Below are 18,714 nucleotides of genomic sequence, written 5' to 3'. Positions count from 1 at the left end.
TACCTTATTGTAGATGAGGTAGAAATATGGAAATGTACTTAAACAGTATTTTCCGAATATGAAGGAATAGCATGGATAAGGAACTACCTCCCTATTTTAGATATTGGGGTAAAGCTAAAAAAGACAGTGAGCAGTCGGGCGCAGATTATCACCTCTTGCCTTACCATTGCTTGGATGTAGCGGCGGTGTGTTATGAGTGGCTTGACACTGATACCAAGCTTGCTGGTGAATTAAGCGATTATTTGGCAATACCTCGAGATCAATTTACATCCCTGATGAGCTTTTTTATGGCGATGCATGATCTTGGGAAATTTGCTTCTGCCTTTCAGGCTTTGTATTCAAGCGGTTCATCAAAACTCATCTTGCCCAATAGTCGAAAGAGCTACGACGGTTCGCATTATCGCCATGACAGGCTAGGTACCTGGTTTTGGAGAAAACTGCGCAAGCAAATCTGCGAGCGATGCACAGCAGGTTATGGATTAAATAGAAGGCAACAATCATATTTAGCCAAGCCCTTAAATATCATCATGGATTGTATGTTAGGGCACCATGGAGTTCCGGTAGAGCTTGATGAGCCAGGAATTGAGGGCTTCACTGAAAGTCAAAATTTAACTGCATCAGAAGCATTTACGGCAGATTTAATTGTACTATTCCAACCAGAACTTACCGAAATCATATATCAAAATGATACCGAGTGGTTAGCAAAACTAAAACAAGTCAGTTGGCACATTGCAGGCATAGCAGTGCTTTGTGATTGGATAGGATCAGATCAAGCTGACTTTCCCTACGTTTCAGGTGAAATGTCGTTAGATACATATTGGCAACGAACAAGACTTCAGGCCAAAAAAGCACTTGAGAGTAAACAACTCATTCGCTCATTCAACGTTGCGCCTTTCTTTTCAGTTGAGAATAGCTTTGGTTTTAAACCTACCCCATTGCAGAGCTGGGCTGAAAAAGTAGAAATCACAGATGCGCCACAGTTATTCATACTGGAAGACGTGACGGGAGCAGGCAAGACGGAAGCTGCGCTCACATTAATCCACCGGCTCATGCAAAAAGGTGTTGCGAGTGGTTTTTATTTTGGTTTACCCACAATGGCTACGTCTAACGCCATGTATAAACGGGTGACCGAACATTATCTGAGTATGTATGAGTCGGAGGCAGAAAAGCCCAGTATTGTGCTGGCTCATGGTGCCCGGGAGATGAACCCACTTTTCCAGCAAACGGTTATCACTTCAGGTGAAGATAACTCTGAGTACAATGGCGAAGACAAAACCGCTATCGCAGAATGTCACTGCTGGCTTGCTGACTCTCGTAAAAAAGCACTCATGGCACCAGTAGGTGTTGGCACTATTGATCAGGCACTACTGGCGGTGCTACCGAAAAGGCACCAATCCCTCAGGTTATTGGGGCTGCACAACAAGGTGCTGATTTTTGATGAGGTCCATGCGGCAGACGAATACATGTTTGAACTGCTGGAAGCATTACTCAAACTGCATTTCCATCAGGGCGGGTCCGTCATTTTACTCACTGCAACATTACCCTTAAAGCAGCGTAAAAAGCTGGTAGAAATATGGCAAGCGTCAGCAGGAAATGCTGTGAAACCGCCCACAAGAACCGGATTGAACGATTTCCCTCTTGCGACACATGTTACACCCGAATTAGATAATCCAGTGCGAGAAGAAGTTTTGTTCAGTCGGGAAGAAGTGAGTCGAGCGGTAACGGTAACATTTTTGCATGATGAAGCGAATTGTATTGAGCGTATTATCAACGCTACAGAAAGCGGGAACTGCGTTGTATGGGTGCGAAACTCCGTTGATGACGCCTTAGCGGCATACTCAACATTGTCTGCTCGAATGAGTAACCCTGATGATTGTATTTTATTTCATAGCAGGTTCACCCTGGATGATAGAAATACTATTGAAGCAAAGGTATTAAAGGTATTTGGTAAGCACAGTGAGGCGGATACACGCTCCGGGAAAGTACTGGTAGCGACGCAGGTTTTTCAGGAAAGCTTAGATGCAGACTGTGATCTGATGATTTCAGATATTTGCCCGATTGATGATTTGATCCAGCGAACCGGGCGATTACATCGCCACTCCCGAGACATGCAGGGTAAGTTTACACCGGGTGAACCAGATCAGCGGGAGCAACCCGAACTGATCATACATGCACCACAATGGAGTGATAACCCAAATGAAGACTGGGTAAGAAAAGATTTCAGAAATACCAGCTATGTATACCCATCGGCCGGAAGATTATGGCTGGGCATGAGAGAGTTGCTGAAATTAGGCACCATGTGCATGCCCGAGGATGCTAGACAGTTAATCGAAGCGGTATATAGCGATGAAGGGAGAGAGCAAATCCCTGCTAGTTTAATTGCCCAGGAACAAAGGGTTCTGGGTAATGAAAGAGCGAGAGAGAATCAGGCATTTGCCAGAAAGCTCAACTGGGAATTGGGATACCAGATAACGAGCCGTGGGCGCTGGGAAGAAGATGAGGTTGAAATTAATACCCGGCTCAGTGAGCGGGAAGAAGTGCAGATTGTGCTATTACAAGTAGATGCGCAGGAACGGTTAACTTTTTGGTGCGAGCATAAACAGCATGCAATACAGTTAAGTACGCTGAAACTCGCAAAAAATAAGTACGCAGACAATTTAAGCCCAGTGCCGGAAAAATATCAGGAGCAATTGGATAAATTGATCGCGAAATACCCAGTGCTTCAATTTAAACAATGCTGGATACCGGAGAATGATGAGCGGTTTGGTTACTCTCCGGGATCTGGTTTTTATCAAAAAATAATCAAGGAAGAGTTATGAACTTACTTAAAGATCCTTGGCTGATATTTAAGGTGCAACAACCAGACGGAAGTCTTATTGAACAAACGTTGCCGATAACCGCCATTGCAAAACCAGAAGTTATCGACTTTGCGTTACCGAGAGCCGATTTTCAGGGCGCAGCCTATCAGTTTACGATTGGGCTATTGCAAACCTGCTTCGCGCCTGATGATGAGTTCGAATGGAAAGATAACTATCTTGAACCACCAACTGCTGAAGTGCTCAAGCAAGCATTTTCAAAAGCAGAACATGCATTCAATGCCACGGGTGATGGCCCGCTGTTTATGCAGGACTATGACAGTTTGGATGAGGCGAAGCGAAATTCAGTATCGAGTTTACTCATCGAAGCGCCAGGTGGAAATGGCTTAAAGCTGAATACCGATCACTTTGTTAAAAGAGGGATTGGTGAAGTTATGTCTTTGCCTATGGCGGTTTTGGCGCTTTTTACTCTCCAGATAAATGCTCCTGCTGGTGGGCAGGGAAATCGTACCGGACTTCGTGGTGGTGGCCCGCTTACTACCTTGGTAATGCCACAAAATGAAAACTCCCCGCTCTGGCAAAAACTGTGGTTAAACGTTGCGCCTAATGATGAACGTTACTCCGCCCCAGATTTACACTGTGACACTGTGTTCCCATGGTTAGGTAAAACTCGAGTCAGTGCAAAGAAGGGGAGCGAAACTTATCAAAAAGATGTGCACCCGCTACATATGTTCTGGGCGATGCCAAGACGCATAAGACTGATAGTCGAAGATGTTGCTGGCGAATGCAGTCTTACCGGGAAGTCTTGTAGCCAGTTGGTGAAACTCTATAAGACGCAGAATTATGGTGCCAATTATGCGGGATCGTGGTCACACCCCCTTACACCGTATAAGCGTGACTTAAAAAAGCCGGACCAGGAAGATTTGTCTATAAAAGGTCAACCTGGCGGCATTACCTATAAGATCTGGGACGTACTCACACTGACGGGCTCACCCGATGGCGGCAAAACCCAGCAGATGTGTGCAAGTGTAGTTCGTTCTTTTAATCATCTGGTCAACGATGACATTTTAGAGGATGTAACGGCACAAGCCAGACTATGGGTTTTTGGCTACGACATGGACAACATGAAAGCACGTGGTTGGTACTCAGAAACCATGCCGCTTTATCAGGTTCCACCGGCTAAGCAACAACACATTCTTGACTACATTAAACAACTTCAGACTATCGCTAATGATGCCCTTTGGCATTGTCGCAGCCAGATAAAATCGGCGTGGTTTGATAAACCCGGTGATGCAAAAGGGGATTTTAGTTTTATTGAAACCGCCTTTTGGCAACAAACTCAATCTGCGTTCTTCGCGGCCGTGCAGCAGTTGATGAGTAGTGATTTCCTGTACTTAACCTCAATGGAAGCAAAACAGTGGCTGTCCACTCTTAGGAATGTTGCGTTGTCTTTATTCGATGAATATGCGCTATCTGAACTGGGTTCTGAACGCACCATGGAGAAGCGAATTGGAGCAAGAAAAAACCTGTTAAAAGGGCTGTATTCAAAATCATTCAAAAAATTTGAAACGGAGCACCAAATTGAGCCGAATAAGGAGACCAACTAATGAATAAAGAGCTACTTCAACGCGGGGTATCAACGGCACTTCGCTGGTGGAAATCTATGTATGCGAGCGCGAGTGAATTGAAAAAAGAGGGGATCCAGGCTGCTCCCACTGCATGGAAAGCCGAATTAAAAAGAGCTGAATCTATTGATGCGGTGTTGCTCTCACAAGGATTCAGAGCGCTTTGGTTATCGTTAAGTAGTGACATAACTGAAGGCAGTGACAAGCAAGTTAGCGAAAACATGCTTTGTTGGGCAGCGGTTGCCGGCGCTCTTGTTTTTGTGTCAGACAACCATACCGAAAGCTTTGCTAAATTAGCCGGGAGAAAGGGCGACGGGGATAAACCTGTGGTGAGTGAATTGCGTTTCGCTCAATTGCAACAGGCTCAAGCGCCAGAAGAGTTTTTACGTCGAATTAGGCGAATTTTAAAACAACTAAAAGGCAAAGCATCAGTAACGCAGTTAGCCAAAGATACCTGTTGTTGGTACCAGGAACTAACGTCAAATTACCCCCGAGAAGCTGACAAACGCATTGCGGTACGTTGGGCAATGGATTACTACCAGGCAAATTAAACATATACGCCTAAGCAACTATTTTATGAAAAAAGGATTAATCACATGAGCAAATTTATTCAACTTCACTTACTGACTTCCTACGCACCCTCAAACTTAAACCGTGACGATCTCGGACGCCCTAAAACAGCAAAGATGGGCGGGTTTGATCGCTTACGTGTGAGTTCACAAAGTTTGAAAAGAAACTGGCGCGTTTCCGAGTTATTTGAAGAGGCCATGTCTGGCGAAATCGGCATTCGTACCAAAAAACTAGGAGAAGAAGTATTTAACACCTTGGTAGCTGGTGGTGTAAAAGAGAAGCAGGCTACGTCATGGGCTTCATCTATTGCTGGGGTTTTTGGCAAGGTCAAAAAAGACAAACCATTAGAAATAGAACAGCTTGCTCATATCAGCACAGCTGAAAAAGAAGCTGTTTTGGCATTGGCAGATCTACTTTGCAAAGAGCAACGAGAGCCAACTGTTGATGAATTGAAATTGCTAAAAGCAGATCGTACTTCAGTCGATATTGCCCTATTCGGCAGAATGCTGGCATCCAGTCCAGAATTCAATGTAGAAGCAGCCTGTCAGGTGGCCCACTCAATCAGTGTTCACAAGGTATTGGTGGAAGATGACTATTTTACTGCGGTTGATGACTTAAACGATGGTAAAACAGACACTGGCTCAGCCCATATAGGTGAAGCTAACTTTGCGGCGGCTTTATTCTATAGCTATATCTGCATTAACAAATCTCAACTCATCGAAAATCTTGGCGGTAATGAAGCCTTGGCCGACAGCGCCATAAAAGCCCTTACTGAAGCAGCGGTTAAAGTCTCTCCCAAAGGCAAGCAAAACAGTTTCGCATCACGCGCGTATGCCAGTTATGTCATGGCTGAAGTTGGTGAACAACAACCACGGTCATTGTCAGTAGCATATCTTAGGCCGGTTCACGACGACATGGCTGATGCGGCGATTACTGCAATAGAAAAACAGGCGGCGAATTTTGATGCGGTTTATGGCAAGTGTGCCGACGCACGCTATACCATTAATGCTGTAAAAGGCGAAGGTACACTAATCGAATTATTAGAATTCGTTGCAAAGTAATTGGAGCGTAACAATGAAAGAATATTTAGTCTTTCGGCTCTATGGACCCATGGCGAGTTGGGGCGTGCCAGCAGTTGGGGGAGATAGAGCCACAGCAATCGCGCCCACCCGTTCAGCATTGTTAGGGTTACTTGGTGCTGCAATGGGCATCACCAGAGATAATGAGGCAAAACTCGAAGCGCTGCAGCAAAGTGTTTCGTTTGGCGTGAAACAATGTGTACCCAGCTCTATATTGCGTGATTATCATACTGCCCAAGTGCCTTCAGAAAAAAGAGGGATATCCCATTTAACCCGCAAGAGCGAGCTAAGTGAAGCAAAGCTGAATACGGTATTATCCAGCCGAGATTACCGTTGTGATGGGATTTGGATAGTTGCAGTTTGGTCAAGGGCTAAGTCTCAAGTAACGCTTTCAGCCATAAAACACGCGCTGGAAAAACCGGTATTCCCTCTCTACTTGGGACGTAAATCTTGTCCTCTTGGTTTACCTCTTTCACCCAAGACGTTTGAAACTGAGACGTTGCAGCAAGCTTTAGATACCGATTTCCCCCCTGTTGTTTCAGAACAATCAGACAAATATTGGTTTGGTGCTAACGGTTTCGTAACTTATTTTTGGGAAGGTGCTGCGACGGCATTTGACGATGAACTCACTCAGTCTTATCAGCCCTGGGATGAGCCTGTGCATCGAGGACGATGGCAGTTCAAGCAGCGAACTATACATCAATTAACATTGCGGGAGGCTAAATAATGTTTTTATCAAAAGTCACAATGATATCGAGCCCGCAAACAGCCCAAGAATTAGCAAAGCTTCAGCGCAACGGAGTTTACGCATCACACCAGTTAATCTGGCAGTTGTTTTCAAGTGATACAGAAAGATCTTTTCTGTATAGAGAAGAAATGGGCGCAACGGGCATGCCGGAATTTTATGTTTTATCCAAAACTGAACCGCAAGCAATTTCACCTATCTTTTCGTGTTTAACAAAAGTATTTGAGCCTAAATTAGACAAGGGGCAGAAGCTGTCATTCAAGCTAAGAGTTAACCCTACAGTTTGTGTAAAAGGTGTGGATGGGAAGCAGCGCCGCCATGATGTGATGATGCAGGCGAAGTATAACGTCAAGGACGAACTATCGGATGTAAAATCGCTCAAGATGCATATGGAAAAGGCTGCGATTAGCTGGTTGAACAACGAGAAAAGATTGGATGAATGGGGGATTACTCTAGATTTCCAACCGACCATTGATGGCTATACCCAACACAAGGTTCAGAAAAAACGTCATCAGATACAGTTTTCAAGCGTTGATTATCAGGGCATGTTAACAGTTCAAGACCCACTAAAATTCATTAATCAATACGCCAAGGGATTTGGCAGAGCCAAAGGAATGGGCTGCGGATTAATGATGATTAAACGAGCGTAAAAAACTAAACAGGGACGTTTATGAAACCCAAACTTCAAGTACTTGAACAAACAATTGCTACCATGACCAAAGAGGACGTGGAGTATATTTGTATTACCGATATTGCAAAATATAAAAATTCGACGCGCTCTGATGATCTTATTCGCAATTGGCTAAGAAATCGCAATACCATCGAGTTTTTGGGAATTTGGGAGCAGTTAAATAATGCGGGTTTTAATCCCGTGGAATTCAACGGGTTTAAAAAAGAAGCGGGTTTAAATAGTTTTACACTTACCCCCAAACAATGGATAGAAAAAACCAATGCTATCGGCATTGTTTCGAAAGCCGGGCGCTATGGCGGTACCTTCGCACAAAAAGATATTGCTTTTGAGTTTGCCAGTTGGATTTCTGTTGAGTTTAAACTCTATTTGATTAAAGAGTTCCAACGTTTAAAAGAACAAGAGTTCGAACAACTTGGCTGGGATATTCGACGCAATCTCGCAAAAGTGAATTACTTGATTCATACGGATGCGGTAAAAGAGCAGCTCATTCCGGAAACGCTAAATAACCAACAAATAGCCTGTGTATACGCCACCGAAGCAGATCTGCTAAATGTTGCACTTTTTGGTGTTACGGCTAAGCAATGGCGCGATAAAAACCCTAGCCTAAGTGGCAATATGCGCGATCACGCCAACATTCATCAACTTGTTTGTTTAGCTAATATGGAATCCATGAATGCCCATTTTATTCATCAGGGCATTAAGCAATCAGAGAGAATTGTAAAACTGAACCAATTAGCCATTCAGCAAATGCAGGTCCTGATTGCAGCAAATACTTCCAAAAATCCATTATTAAAGGAGTAAATATGGCATTTATTCCACTTAAACCTATTCCTGTTAAAGATCGCAATTCTATGATTTTCGTTGGAATGGGGCGAATCGACGTCAAAGATGGTGCGTTTGTGGTAATCGATGAGGTCAATGGCGAGCGCATGCATATTCCCGTGGGTTCGGTTGTATGCATAATGCTTGAGCCTGGCACTCGGGTATCTCATGCTGCTGTAAAACTGGCGGCGCAAGTTGGTACTCTGTTAATTTGGGTCGGTGAAGCTGGCGTGAGGCTGTATGCCGCAGGTCAACCCGGTGGCGCACGGTCAGACAAATTGTTGTATCAAGCCAAACTGGCACTTGATGAAAACTTGCGATTGAAAGTGGTTCGTAAAATGTTTGAGCTACGATTTGGAGAACCTGCCCCAGAAAGACGAAGTGTAGATCAACTGCGCGGTATTGAAGGAGCACGCGTGCGTAAAACCTATGAACTGCTTGCGAAGCAGTATGGTGCTGAATGGCGAGGCAGAAAGTACGACCCCAAAGATTGGGGTAAAGGCGATGTTGTTAATCAATGCATTAGCGCAGCCACGTCTTGTTTATATGGCGTAACCGAAGCAGCAATATTAGCGGCAGGGTACGCCCCAGCGATTGGGTTTATTCATTCAGGTAAGCCTTTGTCATTCGTTTATGACATGGCCGATATAGTAAAATTCGAATCCGTAGTACCAGAAGCATTCAAAATAGCCTCGAAACGGCCCCGTAGTCCTGATAGAGAAGTACGCGTTGCATGCCGCAATATTTTTCGGGAAACCAAGCTATTAAACCGCCTGATTCCTTTAATTGAAGACGTCTTGAGTGCTGGAGAGATAACTCCTCCAGAGCCCCCTAGGGATAGTCAACCACCGGCTATACCAGAGCCTAGGAATATCGGAAACGAAGGGCACAGAACGGGATAAGTATTATGACAATGTTAACTGTGGTGACAGAAGCTGTACCCCCTAGATTGAGAGGACGGCTTGCTGTTTGGTTATTAGAAGTTAGAGCTGGTGTATACGTTGGGAATGTTTCAAGGCGGGTTCGCGAAATGATTTGGTTTCAGATAACCGAGTTGGCTGATGAAGGAAATGCAGTAATGGCATGGGCAACCAATAATGAGTCTGGCTTTGAGTTTCAGACTTTTGGTGAAAATAGACGAGAACCTATTGATGTTGATGGACTAAGATTGGTCCGATTTTTACCTATTGATTCTGACCAAAATTCATAACTTTGTTCTTTAAAAAGTTGGTACAATTTTAATTTATATTATTTCTTTTATAGATCAATTGTCTATAGTTAGAGTGTTCCCCGTGCCCACGGGGATGAACCGTTCTGGTGATCCAAGAACGGCTTCAGGTATTAGTGTTCCCCGTGCCCACGGGGATGAACCGCCTGGACGCAGAGAACATCATGGGAGTTTTCAGTGTTCCCCGTGCCCACGGGGATGAACCGTCGTACTCGGTAGCGTTAGCGTGTGGGTAGTAGTGTTCCCCGTGCCCACGGGGATGAACCGTTGCTGAATATATTACTCAACCCACTTACGGCGTGTTCCCCGTGCCCACGGGGATGAACCGGCCATTCTTTAATGGCCACACGCCTATTACCGGTGTTCCCCGTGCCCACGGGGATGAACCGTTCTTTCGGTAAATCGTAAATCTCAGGCGTATGTGTTCCCCGTGCCCACGGGGATGAACCGGTAACGACCCAGCTTTACAAGACGTTCTCGATGTGTTCCCCGTGCCCACGGGGATGAACCGGTATGTGATGTGTTAAACGATTTCGAGGTGCAGTGTTCCCCGTGCCCACGGGGATGAACCGCGTAGTATCAGCATGAATCTGTTAGGGGCTGGGTGTTCCCCGTGCCCACGGGGATGAACCGTCGCCCTCTTTGCGTGGTTTGCTTTTGCGTATGTGTTCCCCGTGCCCACGGGGATGAACCGCAGATAAAGAAGTTAGCTGATAGAATAATCAAGTGTTCCCCGTGCCCACGGGGATGAACCGGTTACGAGCAGCAGGTTGCAGATGGTCGAGGCGTGTTCCCCGTGCCCACGGGGATGAACCGCATAATACTGTATTCGATAGCGCCGAACCTAAGTGTTCCCCGTGCCCACGGGGATGAACCGAAAAATAAAATATTTTGAAACAGGCACAAAAAGTGTTCCCCGTGCCCACGGGGATGAACCGTTAGGCATAAGCGCGGCTTGTGCGTGCAACTGGTGTTCCCCGTGCCCACGGGGATGAACCGTTAACAGCCGCGTTAAAACCTGGCTCTGTTGCGTGTTCCCCGTGCCCACGGGGATGAACCGTCGGTGCATATTCACTACACGCGCGTGATTGTGTGTTCCCCGTGCCCACGGGGATGAACCGCCTGGTACACACGCACAGGGTATAGCGGCCGAGTGTTCCCCGTGCCCACGGGGATGAACCGGTTGCAACGGCTGATTTTGGTACAGCGCTGCAGTGTTCCCCGTGCCCACGGGGATGAACCGCACTAGATTTGTTCGTCCTGACTCGCTCAGACGTGTTCCCCGTGCCCACGGGGATGAACCGGAGAGTGCGGCGTGAATATAGATAGAAACCCAGTGTTCCCCGTGCCCACGGGGATGAACCGTCTTTATAGCTCATCTAACACTCCACAATGTTGTGTTCCCCGTGCCCACGGGGATGAACCGACGGATGACATTTTGCACTGGCTTGCATTATGGTGTTCCCCGTGCCCACGGGGATGAACCCGAGAGAATAAGAAATCTAACTTTCACCAACTAGTGTTCCCCGTGCCCACGGGGATGAACCGCCCAGAGCATGATAGCAACAATCCTATGATTAGTGTTCCCCGTGCCCACGGGGATGAACCGCTGGTAATCTCCACCCTCGCACAAAACAACTAGTGTTCCCCGTGCCCACGGGGATGAACCGCAACTTAAACAGCCAATTAAATGCGATGACCGGTGTTCCCCGTGCCCACGGGGATGAACCGCTGATAAAAGAGAACCCTGGCAAACCTCAGGTGTGTTCCCCGTGCCCACGGGGATGAACCGTCAGTCTTTTCTTCTGAAACGTCCACCTACGAGTGTTCCCCGTGCCCACGGGGATGAACCGGCATGGTGAATCGACCAGGCTTCTTTAGACACTTAATTGTTTTACAATTGTGTGCACTAAGGTCTAAAGATTGTCCACTTTCACTATACTGCGACTGATTAAATCAACGATGCCAAGAATTTTGTAAAAGGCACAATATCTTGTTTGACGCTGGCAGCTTCCAACGCTTTCATATATTCATCTCGCCTCGTAACCGGCACAATTGTCCAAGGGTAGCCACCCGATGCCATCATTAGATTCATGATGAATCTTCCCATTCTACCGTTACCATCAAAATAAGGATGGATGTAGACGAAAATGAAATGCCCCAGTACCACTCTCACGGCTGCATTTTCCTCTTCTGCGAGCAGGTCGAAGAGTGTTGGCATCATATCGCGAACCGCTTCTCTACTTGGTGGAGTATGCATAGATTGACGAATATAGACTGGTCCTGTCCGGTAACCAGCCAAGTCCGACTGCTTAATAATACCAGCAGCCACACTTGGGCCAAATAAAGCCAGATACCAATCGCTGTGTGTCTGTTCCAATACATCGCCAGCGTTTCTACCTTCTAACACCGCTAACACGGCTTTTTTAACTTCCTGAAATGCATTCCAGTAGCCTTTAGCGGCCATAGCATCTAAATGCCTTTTACTCTCGTCTGAACCTTCAGCTTGCCAGCTGCCAGAGCGAACTAGTTCAATCAACTCACGAGTCACCCGATAACCTTCAATGGACAGTGAGTGATAAGCGTCTGTAACGTACTTGTCTTCCACTTCAGCCATGTAGGTTTCGATGTCAATGGTTTGGTGTGGCTGTTCTGGAAAGTGGGCGATAATACTTTCACGCATTTGCGCCCACATTAACCGCATGCGATTAACATAGGGCGAGACATCACGACGACCAAAACTCACCTGCACTTTCTCTACGAAAGGATCTTCTTCTTGCACTTTCAAATCGGCCGCTTGCATGCCCTTTAAGATATTGTCAGCAATCAAATCTCGGCCAATATTTCTAAAAGCCCCCACTAATCGGCCGGCAATCACACTGTGATTACCTGCGAGTAAAACGGACAATACGTCGGATGCATCTGTCACCATCGATAAGGCAGTACGCATTTGGATGGGCGCATTTTGAAACTGGTTCGCCGAAGAGTAAACAAGTGCAGCCGCTAAGCTATAGACATTTAGCCCTTCCAAGTTTTCAATGTATTCTGCGGCAGGCATGTTCAATCGAACATCAAAAACCGAGGTGTTGTGCAAAAAGGCGGTGGGTTTATTATTGCCTTTAGGCGAGCGCACGAGTAATTGCTGAGGCACGGTTCTATCGCCGATATGCAGGCTAATTGATTGTTCAGGTGATAGACACCAGACATTGTCGAATCGCTGTGACAAATAAGCGCCGCAAAAGCCCCAGAAAGAAGTATACCAAGATGTACTGTCACCCGGCTTTTCATCTGGCATCGCCGGTATGTACCAGCCCCGGATGACTTCGCGAATAAACCCATGCTTCAACAGCCGCTCTCGATGCACTCTGCTGAGTTGCTTAGACTGGATGGCAACAGTCCCTGACTCTTGAAGTAATTGTAATTGCTCAAGCGAATCTGCTAGCTTTTGTGATGAAACATTCATATTCGCTCCCACTATTATTCGTGCTACTGACCAGTTATTAATCTTTATTTATAGATTTTGTTGTTATATCATTTATAGGTTTTAATGTCTTTTAGTTTATAGGTTTTAATGATTTATCGTTTTTAGGCTTTAACCCTTATTTTTCTGTCATCGAATTCGATGATTTTAAAAAAGAAGCTGGTTTAAATAGTTTTACGTTTACGGTCGAGTTTAAACTCTACCTCATTAAAGGGTTTCAGTGATTGAAAGAGTAAAATTTCCAATAACGGGGCGTAGCGGTTGCCTACATCTAGCTCAAGCTATAGTTGCGACATAAAGCCAGCATCTGCGCCACTGTGACCAAAGCCCAGAATCTCCCCGTTGTCATCCTTGTTGAGAGAAAAGCCGATGCCAACATTAGGTGCTTCATCGGTTGGCATATTATTGGTTAACATTTCCTGCGCGGAACTAAACAAGACAGGCATGTTAAGCAGCAGACTTTTGGTTAACCTACACGAGCAAACTCACCCCAAGCGCGGCCATAACAAACCCTATTATAAATTCGAGTACCTTCCACGCTTTTGGTTTTTTGAAAACAGGAATTAATAATTTCGCGCCGTATCCGAGTGAAAAGAAAAAAACAAACGAGCCGAAAATTGCGCCCAAACCAAATGCAACTTGCTGCCCTTCATATTGAGTGGATATTGAGCCTAGTAAAATGATGACGTGTTCCAATAGATTCACACACCCAGTTAAGAGATAATTATCTCAACTGGAGTGTATATGAAAACGCGAAAAAGCTACTCAAAAGAATTCAAACTAGATGCTGTGAGTCTGGTTACAGAGCAGAATTACAAAGTTGCTGAGGCAGCTCGTAGTCTTGGTATTAGTGCCAACATGTTAGGCCGCTGGCTTAAAGAGCAAGAATCTGAAGGTACCCACGCATTTCGAGGTAATGGCAAGTTGACGCCGGAACAGGAAGAAATTCGTCAGCTGCGAGAAGAAAATAAGCGCCTGAAAATGGAGAAAGAGATCTTAAAAAAGGCAACGGTCTTCTTTGCCAAAGAAACCATGTAAAATACGGTTTCATTACCCAATATAAGAAGACCTGGCCGATTAGCCTGATGTGCAGGGTTCTGGGAGTCAGCCGCCGTAATTACTACAGCGCCGTGCGGCGAAACGAGAAACTTGAACCAGACCCACAACATGATGAGCTAATTGATTGGGTACAGAAAATAGCTGATGCCAGTGATTTTACTTATGGCGTAAGGCGCATGAAACGCGCACTGAATTCGCTGGGTTATCCGGTTGGAACACAACGGACGCGTAGCTTGATGAACGAAGCCAACGTGAGCGTCAGAAGGCGTAAAAAATACAAAGTAACGACTGACAGCGACCATCAGAAACCTGTATTCGATAACGTGCTGTCACGCGACTTTGCTACAGAAAAAACCGACCAAGCGTATGTCTCGGATATTACCTATATCTGGACGCAAGAAGGCTGGCTGTATCTAGCCGTTGTCATTGATCTGTTCTCGCGCAAGGTCGTGGGCTGGAGTATGGCTTCACGGATGAATGCCCAACTGGTGTGTGATGCTTTAACAATGGCTTTATGGCAACGCAAGCCCAAGGCGGGCCTGATACATCATTCGGATCGTGGTTCACAATACGCAAGCCGACAATTTAGACAGCTACTGACGCGGTACAAGGTAACAGGCAGCATGAGTAGAAAAGGTGATTGCTGGGACAATGCCGTTGTAGAGAGCTTCTTCGGCACATTAAAACAAGAGCGAGTGCAATGGCGTTACTACCAGAGTCGCCGCGCTGCTCAGCAGGATATCCTGCAATACATCACTATGTTTTATAACAGCCAAAGAATGCACTCATACCTGGATTACAAAAGTCCAAATCAATATGAGGCTGATATGGCTAACTTAGGAAAAGCTGCTTAACTGGGTTGTGTGAATTTGCTTGACCACGTCATGATGGTGTCTAGGTACACGTGAGGATTAAGCCATGTAAAAGCAAGGCATGTTAGTGTGGCCGCTAAAAGACTTCCTACTTCTTTTCCCTGTGCCTGCAAAGCGTGGTCTGTCGTTAAAGCCGATTTAAAACTAAGTGCGCTGTAAAAAAACAAAAATGCTGCGCCTAAATAACGCGCCAGTTGTTCGATAAATGGATACTTCTGCACTACCACCCCAAAACCTGCCACACCAAGAGTGATCAAAATAGCGTCTGATAAAGCACAAATTAAACAAACAAGAAAGACATGCTGTTGCTTTAAACCTTGTTTGAGTACAAACGCATTTTGCGCACCAATGGCAAGTATCAGAGAAATACCAAGTGAAAAACCTGCTAGAAACACCGAGAAGCTCATTTATTCTTCCATTCTTTACTTTTCTTTTTGTATCAAACACGACGCCACATCTACTGGTAACATCGGCTGGTGGTTTTTTGGAAGGATTACAGTAACCCTATTGATAAATTGCATGCTCCATTTGAACAATGCATTAGATGGTCTGTTTTTCCAAGCATGCCTTTACAATTCCGAGCTCATTTAGCTTCCGCGGTTAGGCGATAGTCTAATTTATCGCGCCCTAGCATTTTTTCAGGAACGAATTGTGGTTAAGTGTATTAGACAACTCGAGCGGCCAGTCATGTAGTTGAGACCACGTAGGTTTCATTGAAATATCACTAATCCGTTTTCGTAAGCCCACTGTGGGATTTTAGCACCTTGCTACCGTCGTTCTGCTCAATAAGGTAGGCAGGAGCTGTTTCGCTTGCTTCTCGCTTTGCCTACGATTAGTTCATAAATTGGGGGATATGAGTGTGTTTACACTACAAAAAGTGGTGCAAAAGGTGGTGCAAAAGAGAGTGCAAGAGGCGGTATAAAAGCTGTAAGAGGCACTAGGAGTTGGCGTGTTTAAAATGGTAAAGCTATGCATGCATAAGTAAGCGAAGAGTATATTCTATACTGGCAATGTAAGTACAATTTACCCATACTGAAATCTTTAATCGCTGCTAGGCTCAAATGGAAACTAAACTCCCGATTTACAAAAAGCTGCTGGTAATGTTTCGCATTGAGCCAGGCTGTTTGGGGCCGCAAGGCGCAGACTACGTGGAAGAGTTTTGTATCTTTGCGAAACAAAAGCTAAAAAATCACCACGGCCACTGTTTACGCTGGTCTATCAAACCTCGTTACGACAAGTCGTTACCAGAGTTAGAATTTCAGATAAAAAACAGCGTAGTGTCTCGAGAAAATGCTGCAAAATATATGGACCGCTTTGACATCGATATTGATACTTTTGAAGAAGGGCTAGAAGAATCTCTAGCCGATTTTATCGATGCGTTTTTTGAGCGTTGACTTATTCTGAAATTAATTCCACCTCAAGCTCTCGTGGTAGAACATGGCATAAGTCTTTGCCAATGCCATAGTCGTCTACCTGAAATGTTTGATAACCGTCTTTTTCAACAGTGATTGAATAAAAACCAGGGCGTTCATCTAACATGGTTATTAATTCGTTTCTGTCACACGCTCCAGTCGCTGTTTCAGTGAAATTTTCATCGGTTGCAGTAACAGTGGTGTCGCATGCAATTGGCGCTTCTGTAGACGCATCGGTGATAGATACTATTAAACCACTCTCTATGGATGTCGTGCAGGCAATGTCGTCAGCTGAAACCACGTTACTTACTGTAATTGTGTATTCATCATCTGCGGTCTGAGCGTTACCGTCTACCTGTATAAATGTGGGGTGACCGAGCTCAGGGTGGTATTCAACATTAAGCGATTCGGCGCGGCTTTCTTCTAAGGCGATGCGTTCGAATAAGCCATCAATGGTCTCTGAAGTAAACGTATCTTGCGGTAGGGCGATATTGCTCTCTATGATGGTTTGCGATTCCACTTGGTCTGCGTTCACAACCACCAAGCGGGGACGAGTTGCGTCGTCTAAACAAAAACACGAAATACTGTATTCAAATTGATAGTTGTCGATATTCGCGCTTTCCCATTTTGCGCGGTTTGCATTTAGGTCTTCCAGTATGTTGTTTGAATCGCTGTTACAGGCAAAGAGCAAAACCGTAGTGACGAGAGTAGTGCCATAGCGGGTAATATTATTCATAGCTATCCCTAGTGCTGAATGGTGATTAGCTTGTAGTATTGCTAACAGAGGTGAAACGTTCAACAACTTCCGATGTATTTTTTTTTTGGTAAGAATTTGCAGCAACTTACCTTACGTTTGCCACTTATTTGTATTTACTACTTATCTGCGTTTTCTGCGTCCTTTCGATTTTCCCTTGCCTTTGGGCTTGTCGAAGGCTTCAAAATTACCGTAAAGGTCGTCTGTTTTTTGGTCTTTTTTAATCTCTGGTGGTTTAGGTTTGGGTGTAAATTCCGAGATAAATGTCTTTTTAAACTGACGGCCAAGCATGCGCTCAATGGCTCTTAACTGCTTGGCCTCGTCGTCGCTATAGAGTGATATAGCCAGCCCTGAAGACGATGCTCTGCCCGTACGCCCAATTCTGTGAATGTAGTCTTCAGGTACATACGGTAAATCTATATTTATAACGCAAGGCAACTGTTGAATATCAATGCCCCGTGCGGCAAGGTCAGTTCCAATCAATACTTTCAGGCTGCCATTTCTAAAGCCATCTAACGCAAGCGTTCGTGCTTGTTGTGTTCTGTTAGCATGAATAGATTCAGCTGCAATACCTAAAGCCTCTAGCTCGTTTCTTAATTCGTCAGCACCGCGCTTAGTACGCGTAAATACCAGTATTTGAGACCAATCATTGTTGTTTAAAAGGTGTATAAGAAGCTCATGCTTTCGTTCTTTATCCACTGGGTGCAGCACTTGAGTGATATTCTCAATGTGATCACGTGCCGTGGTCAACTCAATGGTAATAGGGGTCTTCACCATAGTGGCCGCGAGTGCTTTTATTTCCTTTGAAAAGGTTGCAGAAAATAGCAAAGTTTGACGCTTTTTGGGCAGCAGGTTTTGTATGCTGTGAATATGGTCGATAAACCCTAAATCTAACATTCTGTCAGCTTCGTCGAGTACTAAAATTTCGACATGATCGAAGTTAATTGCACCTTGCTGGTACAAATCTACTAAACGCCCTGGTGTGGCGATAAGAATGTCTACACCTTGCTCAAGCTCGTATTTCTGTGGCTCTATACGCACCCCTCCAAATACTGCCGTAGAGCGAATATTCATATTTCGACCATAGGTAGCAACATTAGCTGCAACTTGTGCTGCCAACTCTCGCGTTGGCGCTATGATTAAAGCTTTAACACAATGTGCGTCTGCACGTTGCATATCTACTAAACGCTGCAGTATTGGCAGAGAAAAACTAGCGGTTTTTCCGGTTCCTGTTTGCGCTATGGCGATTAGATCTCTTTGACTTAAAACCACAGGAATAGCCTTGCTTTGAATGGACGAGGGTTCAACATAGCCCTTATCAGTAATGGTATTTAAAAGTTCAGTACACAAGCCTAGGTCGCTAAATGGCATAAAAGGGGTTCACACAAAACAAGAAAGTTATCGCTATTGTACGTGGAGTAGCGGTCAATGTAAGAAAGTTCTTTGTCTCCGTTTATCGGCTTAACCTTGCAACGTTGGTTTTTAACACAAGGAGGTAATAACTTTAGGAAGTACAAGGAAATGATAATGACAACAAAGCCTATTTGAACTTACTGAATT

General features: G+C 45.1%; 17 protein-coding genes and 1 CRISPR repeat array. Of the genes, 11 read left to right on the top strand and 6 right to left on the bottom strand.

Translation table 11 applies throughout. The features are described from left to right. Nucleotides 1-71 precede the first annotated feature (71 nt). The 9 genes from CW735_RS14345 to cas2e are packed head-to-tail and all read left to right on the top strand — an operon-like array spanning nucleotide 72 to nucleotide 9,558. On the top strand, nucleotides 72-2,819 hold the full coding sequence (locus tag CW735_RS14345; protein WP_071980311.1) for a CRISPR-associated helicase/endonuclease Cas3: 2,748 nt from the start codon (nucleotides 72-74) through the stop codon (nucleotides 2,817-2,819). Further along, nucleotides 2,816-4,423, top strand: a complete 1,608-nt coding sequence (casA, locus tag CW735_RS14340) for a type I-E CRISPR-associated protein Cse1/CasA (RefSeq protein ID WP_100972764.1) — start codon at nucleotides 2,816-2,818, stop codon at nucleotides 4,421-4,423. Before CW735_RS14345 ends, casA begins: the two co-directional genes overlap by 4 nt. Beyond that, nucleotides 4,423-4,992: a type I-E CRISPR-associated protein Cse2/CasB gene (casB, locus tag CW735_RS14335; RefSeq protein ID WP_071980309.1), complete on the top strand. Its 570-nt coding sequence runs from the start codon at nucleotides 4,423-4,425 to the stop codon at nucleotides 4,990-4,992. Before casA ends, casB begins: the two co-directional genes overlap by 1 nt. 45 nt (nucleotides 4,993-5,037) lie before the next feature. After that, nucleotides 5,038-6,072: a type I-E CRISPR-associated protein Cas7/Cse4/CasC gene (gene cas7e, locus CW735_RS14330; protein WP_071980308.1), complete on the top strand. Its 1,035-nt coding sequence runs from the start codon at nucleotides 5,038-5,040 to the stop codon at nucleotides 6,070-6,072. A 13-nt stretch (nucleotides 6,073-6,085) separates the two neighbouring features. Continuing rightward, nucleotides 6,086-6,817 carry a type I-E CRISPR-associated protein Cas5/CasD gene (gene cas5e / locus CW735_RS14325; RefSeq protein WP_071980307.1) on the top strand — a complete coding sequence of 244 codons (732 nt, stop codon included), beginning with the start codon at nucleotides 6,086-6,088 and terminating at the stop codon, nucleotides 6,815-6,817. Continuing rightward, nucleotides 6,817-7,485 carry a type I-E CRISPR-associated protein Cas6/Cse3/CasE gene (cas6e, locus tag CW735_RS14320; RefSeq protein ID WP_071980306.1) on the top strand — a complete coding sequence of 223 codons (669 nt, stop codon included), beginning with the start codon at nucleotides 6,817-6,819 and terminating at the stop codon, nucleotides 7,483-7,485. The genes cas5e and cas6e overlap by 1 nt, the downstream gene beginning before the upstream one ends. A 20-nt stretch (nucleotides 7,486-7,505) precedes the next feature. Further along, entirely contained in the window at nucleotides 7,506-8,327 is an 822-nt protein-coding gene (locus tag CW735_RS14315; RefSeq protein WP_071980305.1) for a KilA-N domain-containing protein, read from the top strand. 2 nt (nucleotides 8,328-8,329) lie between these two features. Beyond that, entirely contained in the window at nucleotides 8,330-9,250 is a 921-nt protein-coding gene (cas1e, locus tag CW735_RS14310) for a type I-E CRISPR-associated endonuclease Cas1e (protein WP_071980304.1), read from the top strand. Between the two features lie 5 nt (nucleotides 9,251-9,255). Beyond that, on the top strand, nucleotides 9,256-9,558 hold the full coding sequence (gene cas2e, locus CW735_RS14305) for a type I-E CRISPR-associated endoribonuclease Cas2e (RefSeq protein WP_071980303.1): 303 nt from the start codon (nucleotides 9,256-9,258) through the stop codon (nucleotides 9,556-9,558). Nucleotides 9,559-9,631: 73 nt separating this feature from the next. Then, a CRISPR array of direct repeats spans nucleotides 9,632-11,429; the repeat unit is 29 nt; unit sequence GTGTTCCCCGTGCCCACGGGGATGAACCG. Nucleotides 11,430-11,527: 98 nt separating this feature from the next. Here the strand turns inward: cas2e and CW735_RS14300 are convergent. From CW735_RS14300 to CW735_RS14295, 3 genes are all read right to left on the bottom strand, one after another. After that, nucleotides 11,528-13,039 (bottom strand): Fic family protein, encoded by a 1,512-nt coding sequence (locus tag CW735_RS14300; RefSeq protein ID WP_071980302.1) that lies wholly within the window; start codon nucleotides 13,037-13,039, stop codon nucleotides 11,528-11,530. Nucleotides 13,040-13,338: 299 nt separating this feature from the next. Further along, nucleotides 13,339-13,473: a hypothetical protein gene (locus CW735_RS20040; protein ID WP_269529654.1), complete on the bottom strand. Its 135-nt coding sequence runs from the start codon at nucleotides 13,471-13,473 to the stop codon at nucleotides 13,339-13,341. Nucleotides 13,474-13,528: 55 nt separating this feature from the next. After that, on the bottom strand, nucleotides 13,529-13,762 hold the full coding sequence (locus CW735_RS14295; RefSeq protein WP_232368297.1) for a LysE/ArgO family amino acid transporter: 234 nt from the start codon (nucleotides 13,760-13,762) through the stop codon (nucleotides 13,529-13,531). 39 nt (nucleotides 13,763-13,801) lie between these two features. On the opposite strand from CW735_RS14295, the gene CW735_RS14290 reads away from it, so the two are divergent. Beyond that, nucleotides 13,802-14,970 (top strand): IS3 family transposase gene (locus CW735_RS14290; RefSeq protein WP_100970886.1). Its coding sequence is split into 2 segments (ribosomal slippage): nucleotides 13,802-14,051 and nucleotides 14,051-14,970, totalling 1,170 coding nucleotides; the frame shifts between segments, so codons are not numbered across the junction. On the opposite strand, the gene CW735_RS14285 is transcribed toward CW735_RS14290, so the two are convergent. Further along, a complete protein-coding gene (locus CW735_RS14285) occupies nucleotides 14,967-15,395 on the bottom strand; it encodes a LysE/ArgO family amino acid transporter (protein WP_100972763.1) in 429 nt (142 codons plus the stop codon). The two genes, CW735_RS14290 and CW735_RS14285, sit on opposite strands and share 4 nt — an antisense overlap. 654 nt (nucleotides 15,396-16,049) lie before the next feature. On the opposite strand from CW735_RS14285, the gene CW735_RS14280 reads away from it, so the two are divergent. Then, a complete protein-coding gene (locus tag CW735_RS14280) occupies nucleotides 16,050-16,382 on the top strand; it encodes a hypothetical protein (protein ID WP_071980300.1) in 333 nt (110 codons plus the stop codon). 1 nt (nucleotide 16,383) lies between these two features. On the opposite strand, the gene CW735_RS14275 is transcribed toward CW735_RS14280, so the two are convergent. Continuing rightward, nucleotides 16,384-17,136 (bottom strand): DUF6174 domain-containing protein, encoded by a 753-nt coding sequence (locus CW735_RS14275; RefSeq protein ID WP_071980299.1) that lies wholly within the window; start codon nucleotides 17,134-17,136, stop codon nucleotides 16,384-16,386. A gap of 141 nt (nucleotides 17,137-17,277) precedes the next feature. Beyond that, the gene (locus CW735_RS14270; protein WP_071980298.1) at nucleotides 17,278-18,525 is read right to left on the bottom strand and encodes a DEAD/DEAH box helicase; all 1,248 of its coding nucleotides are present in this window, start codon (nucleotides 18,523-18,525) and stop codon (nucleotides 17,278-17,280) included. Nucleotides 18,526-18,714: the final 189 nt, after the last annotated feature.

The organism is Alteromonas sp. MB-3u-76, from assembly GCF_002831605.1.
Taxonomy (GTDB): domain Bacteria; phylum Pseudomonadota; class Gammaproteobacteria; order Enterobacterales; family Alteromonadaceae; genus Alteromonas; species Alteromonas hispanica.
Note: the sequence above shows the minus strand (reverse complement) of the source record. Positions and strands in the feature narration are given on the sequence as shown.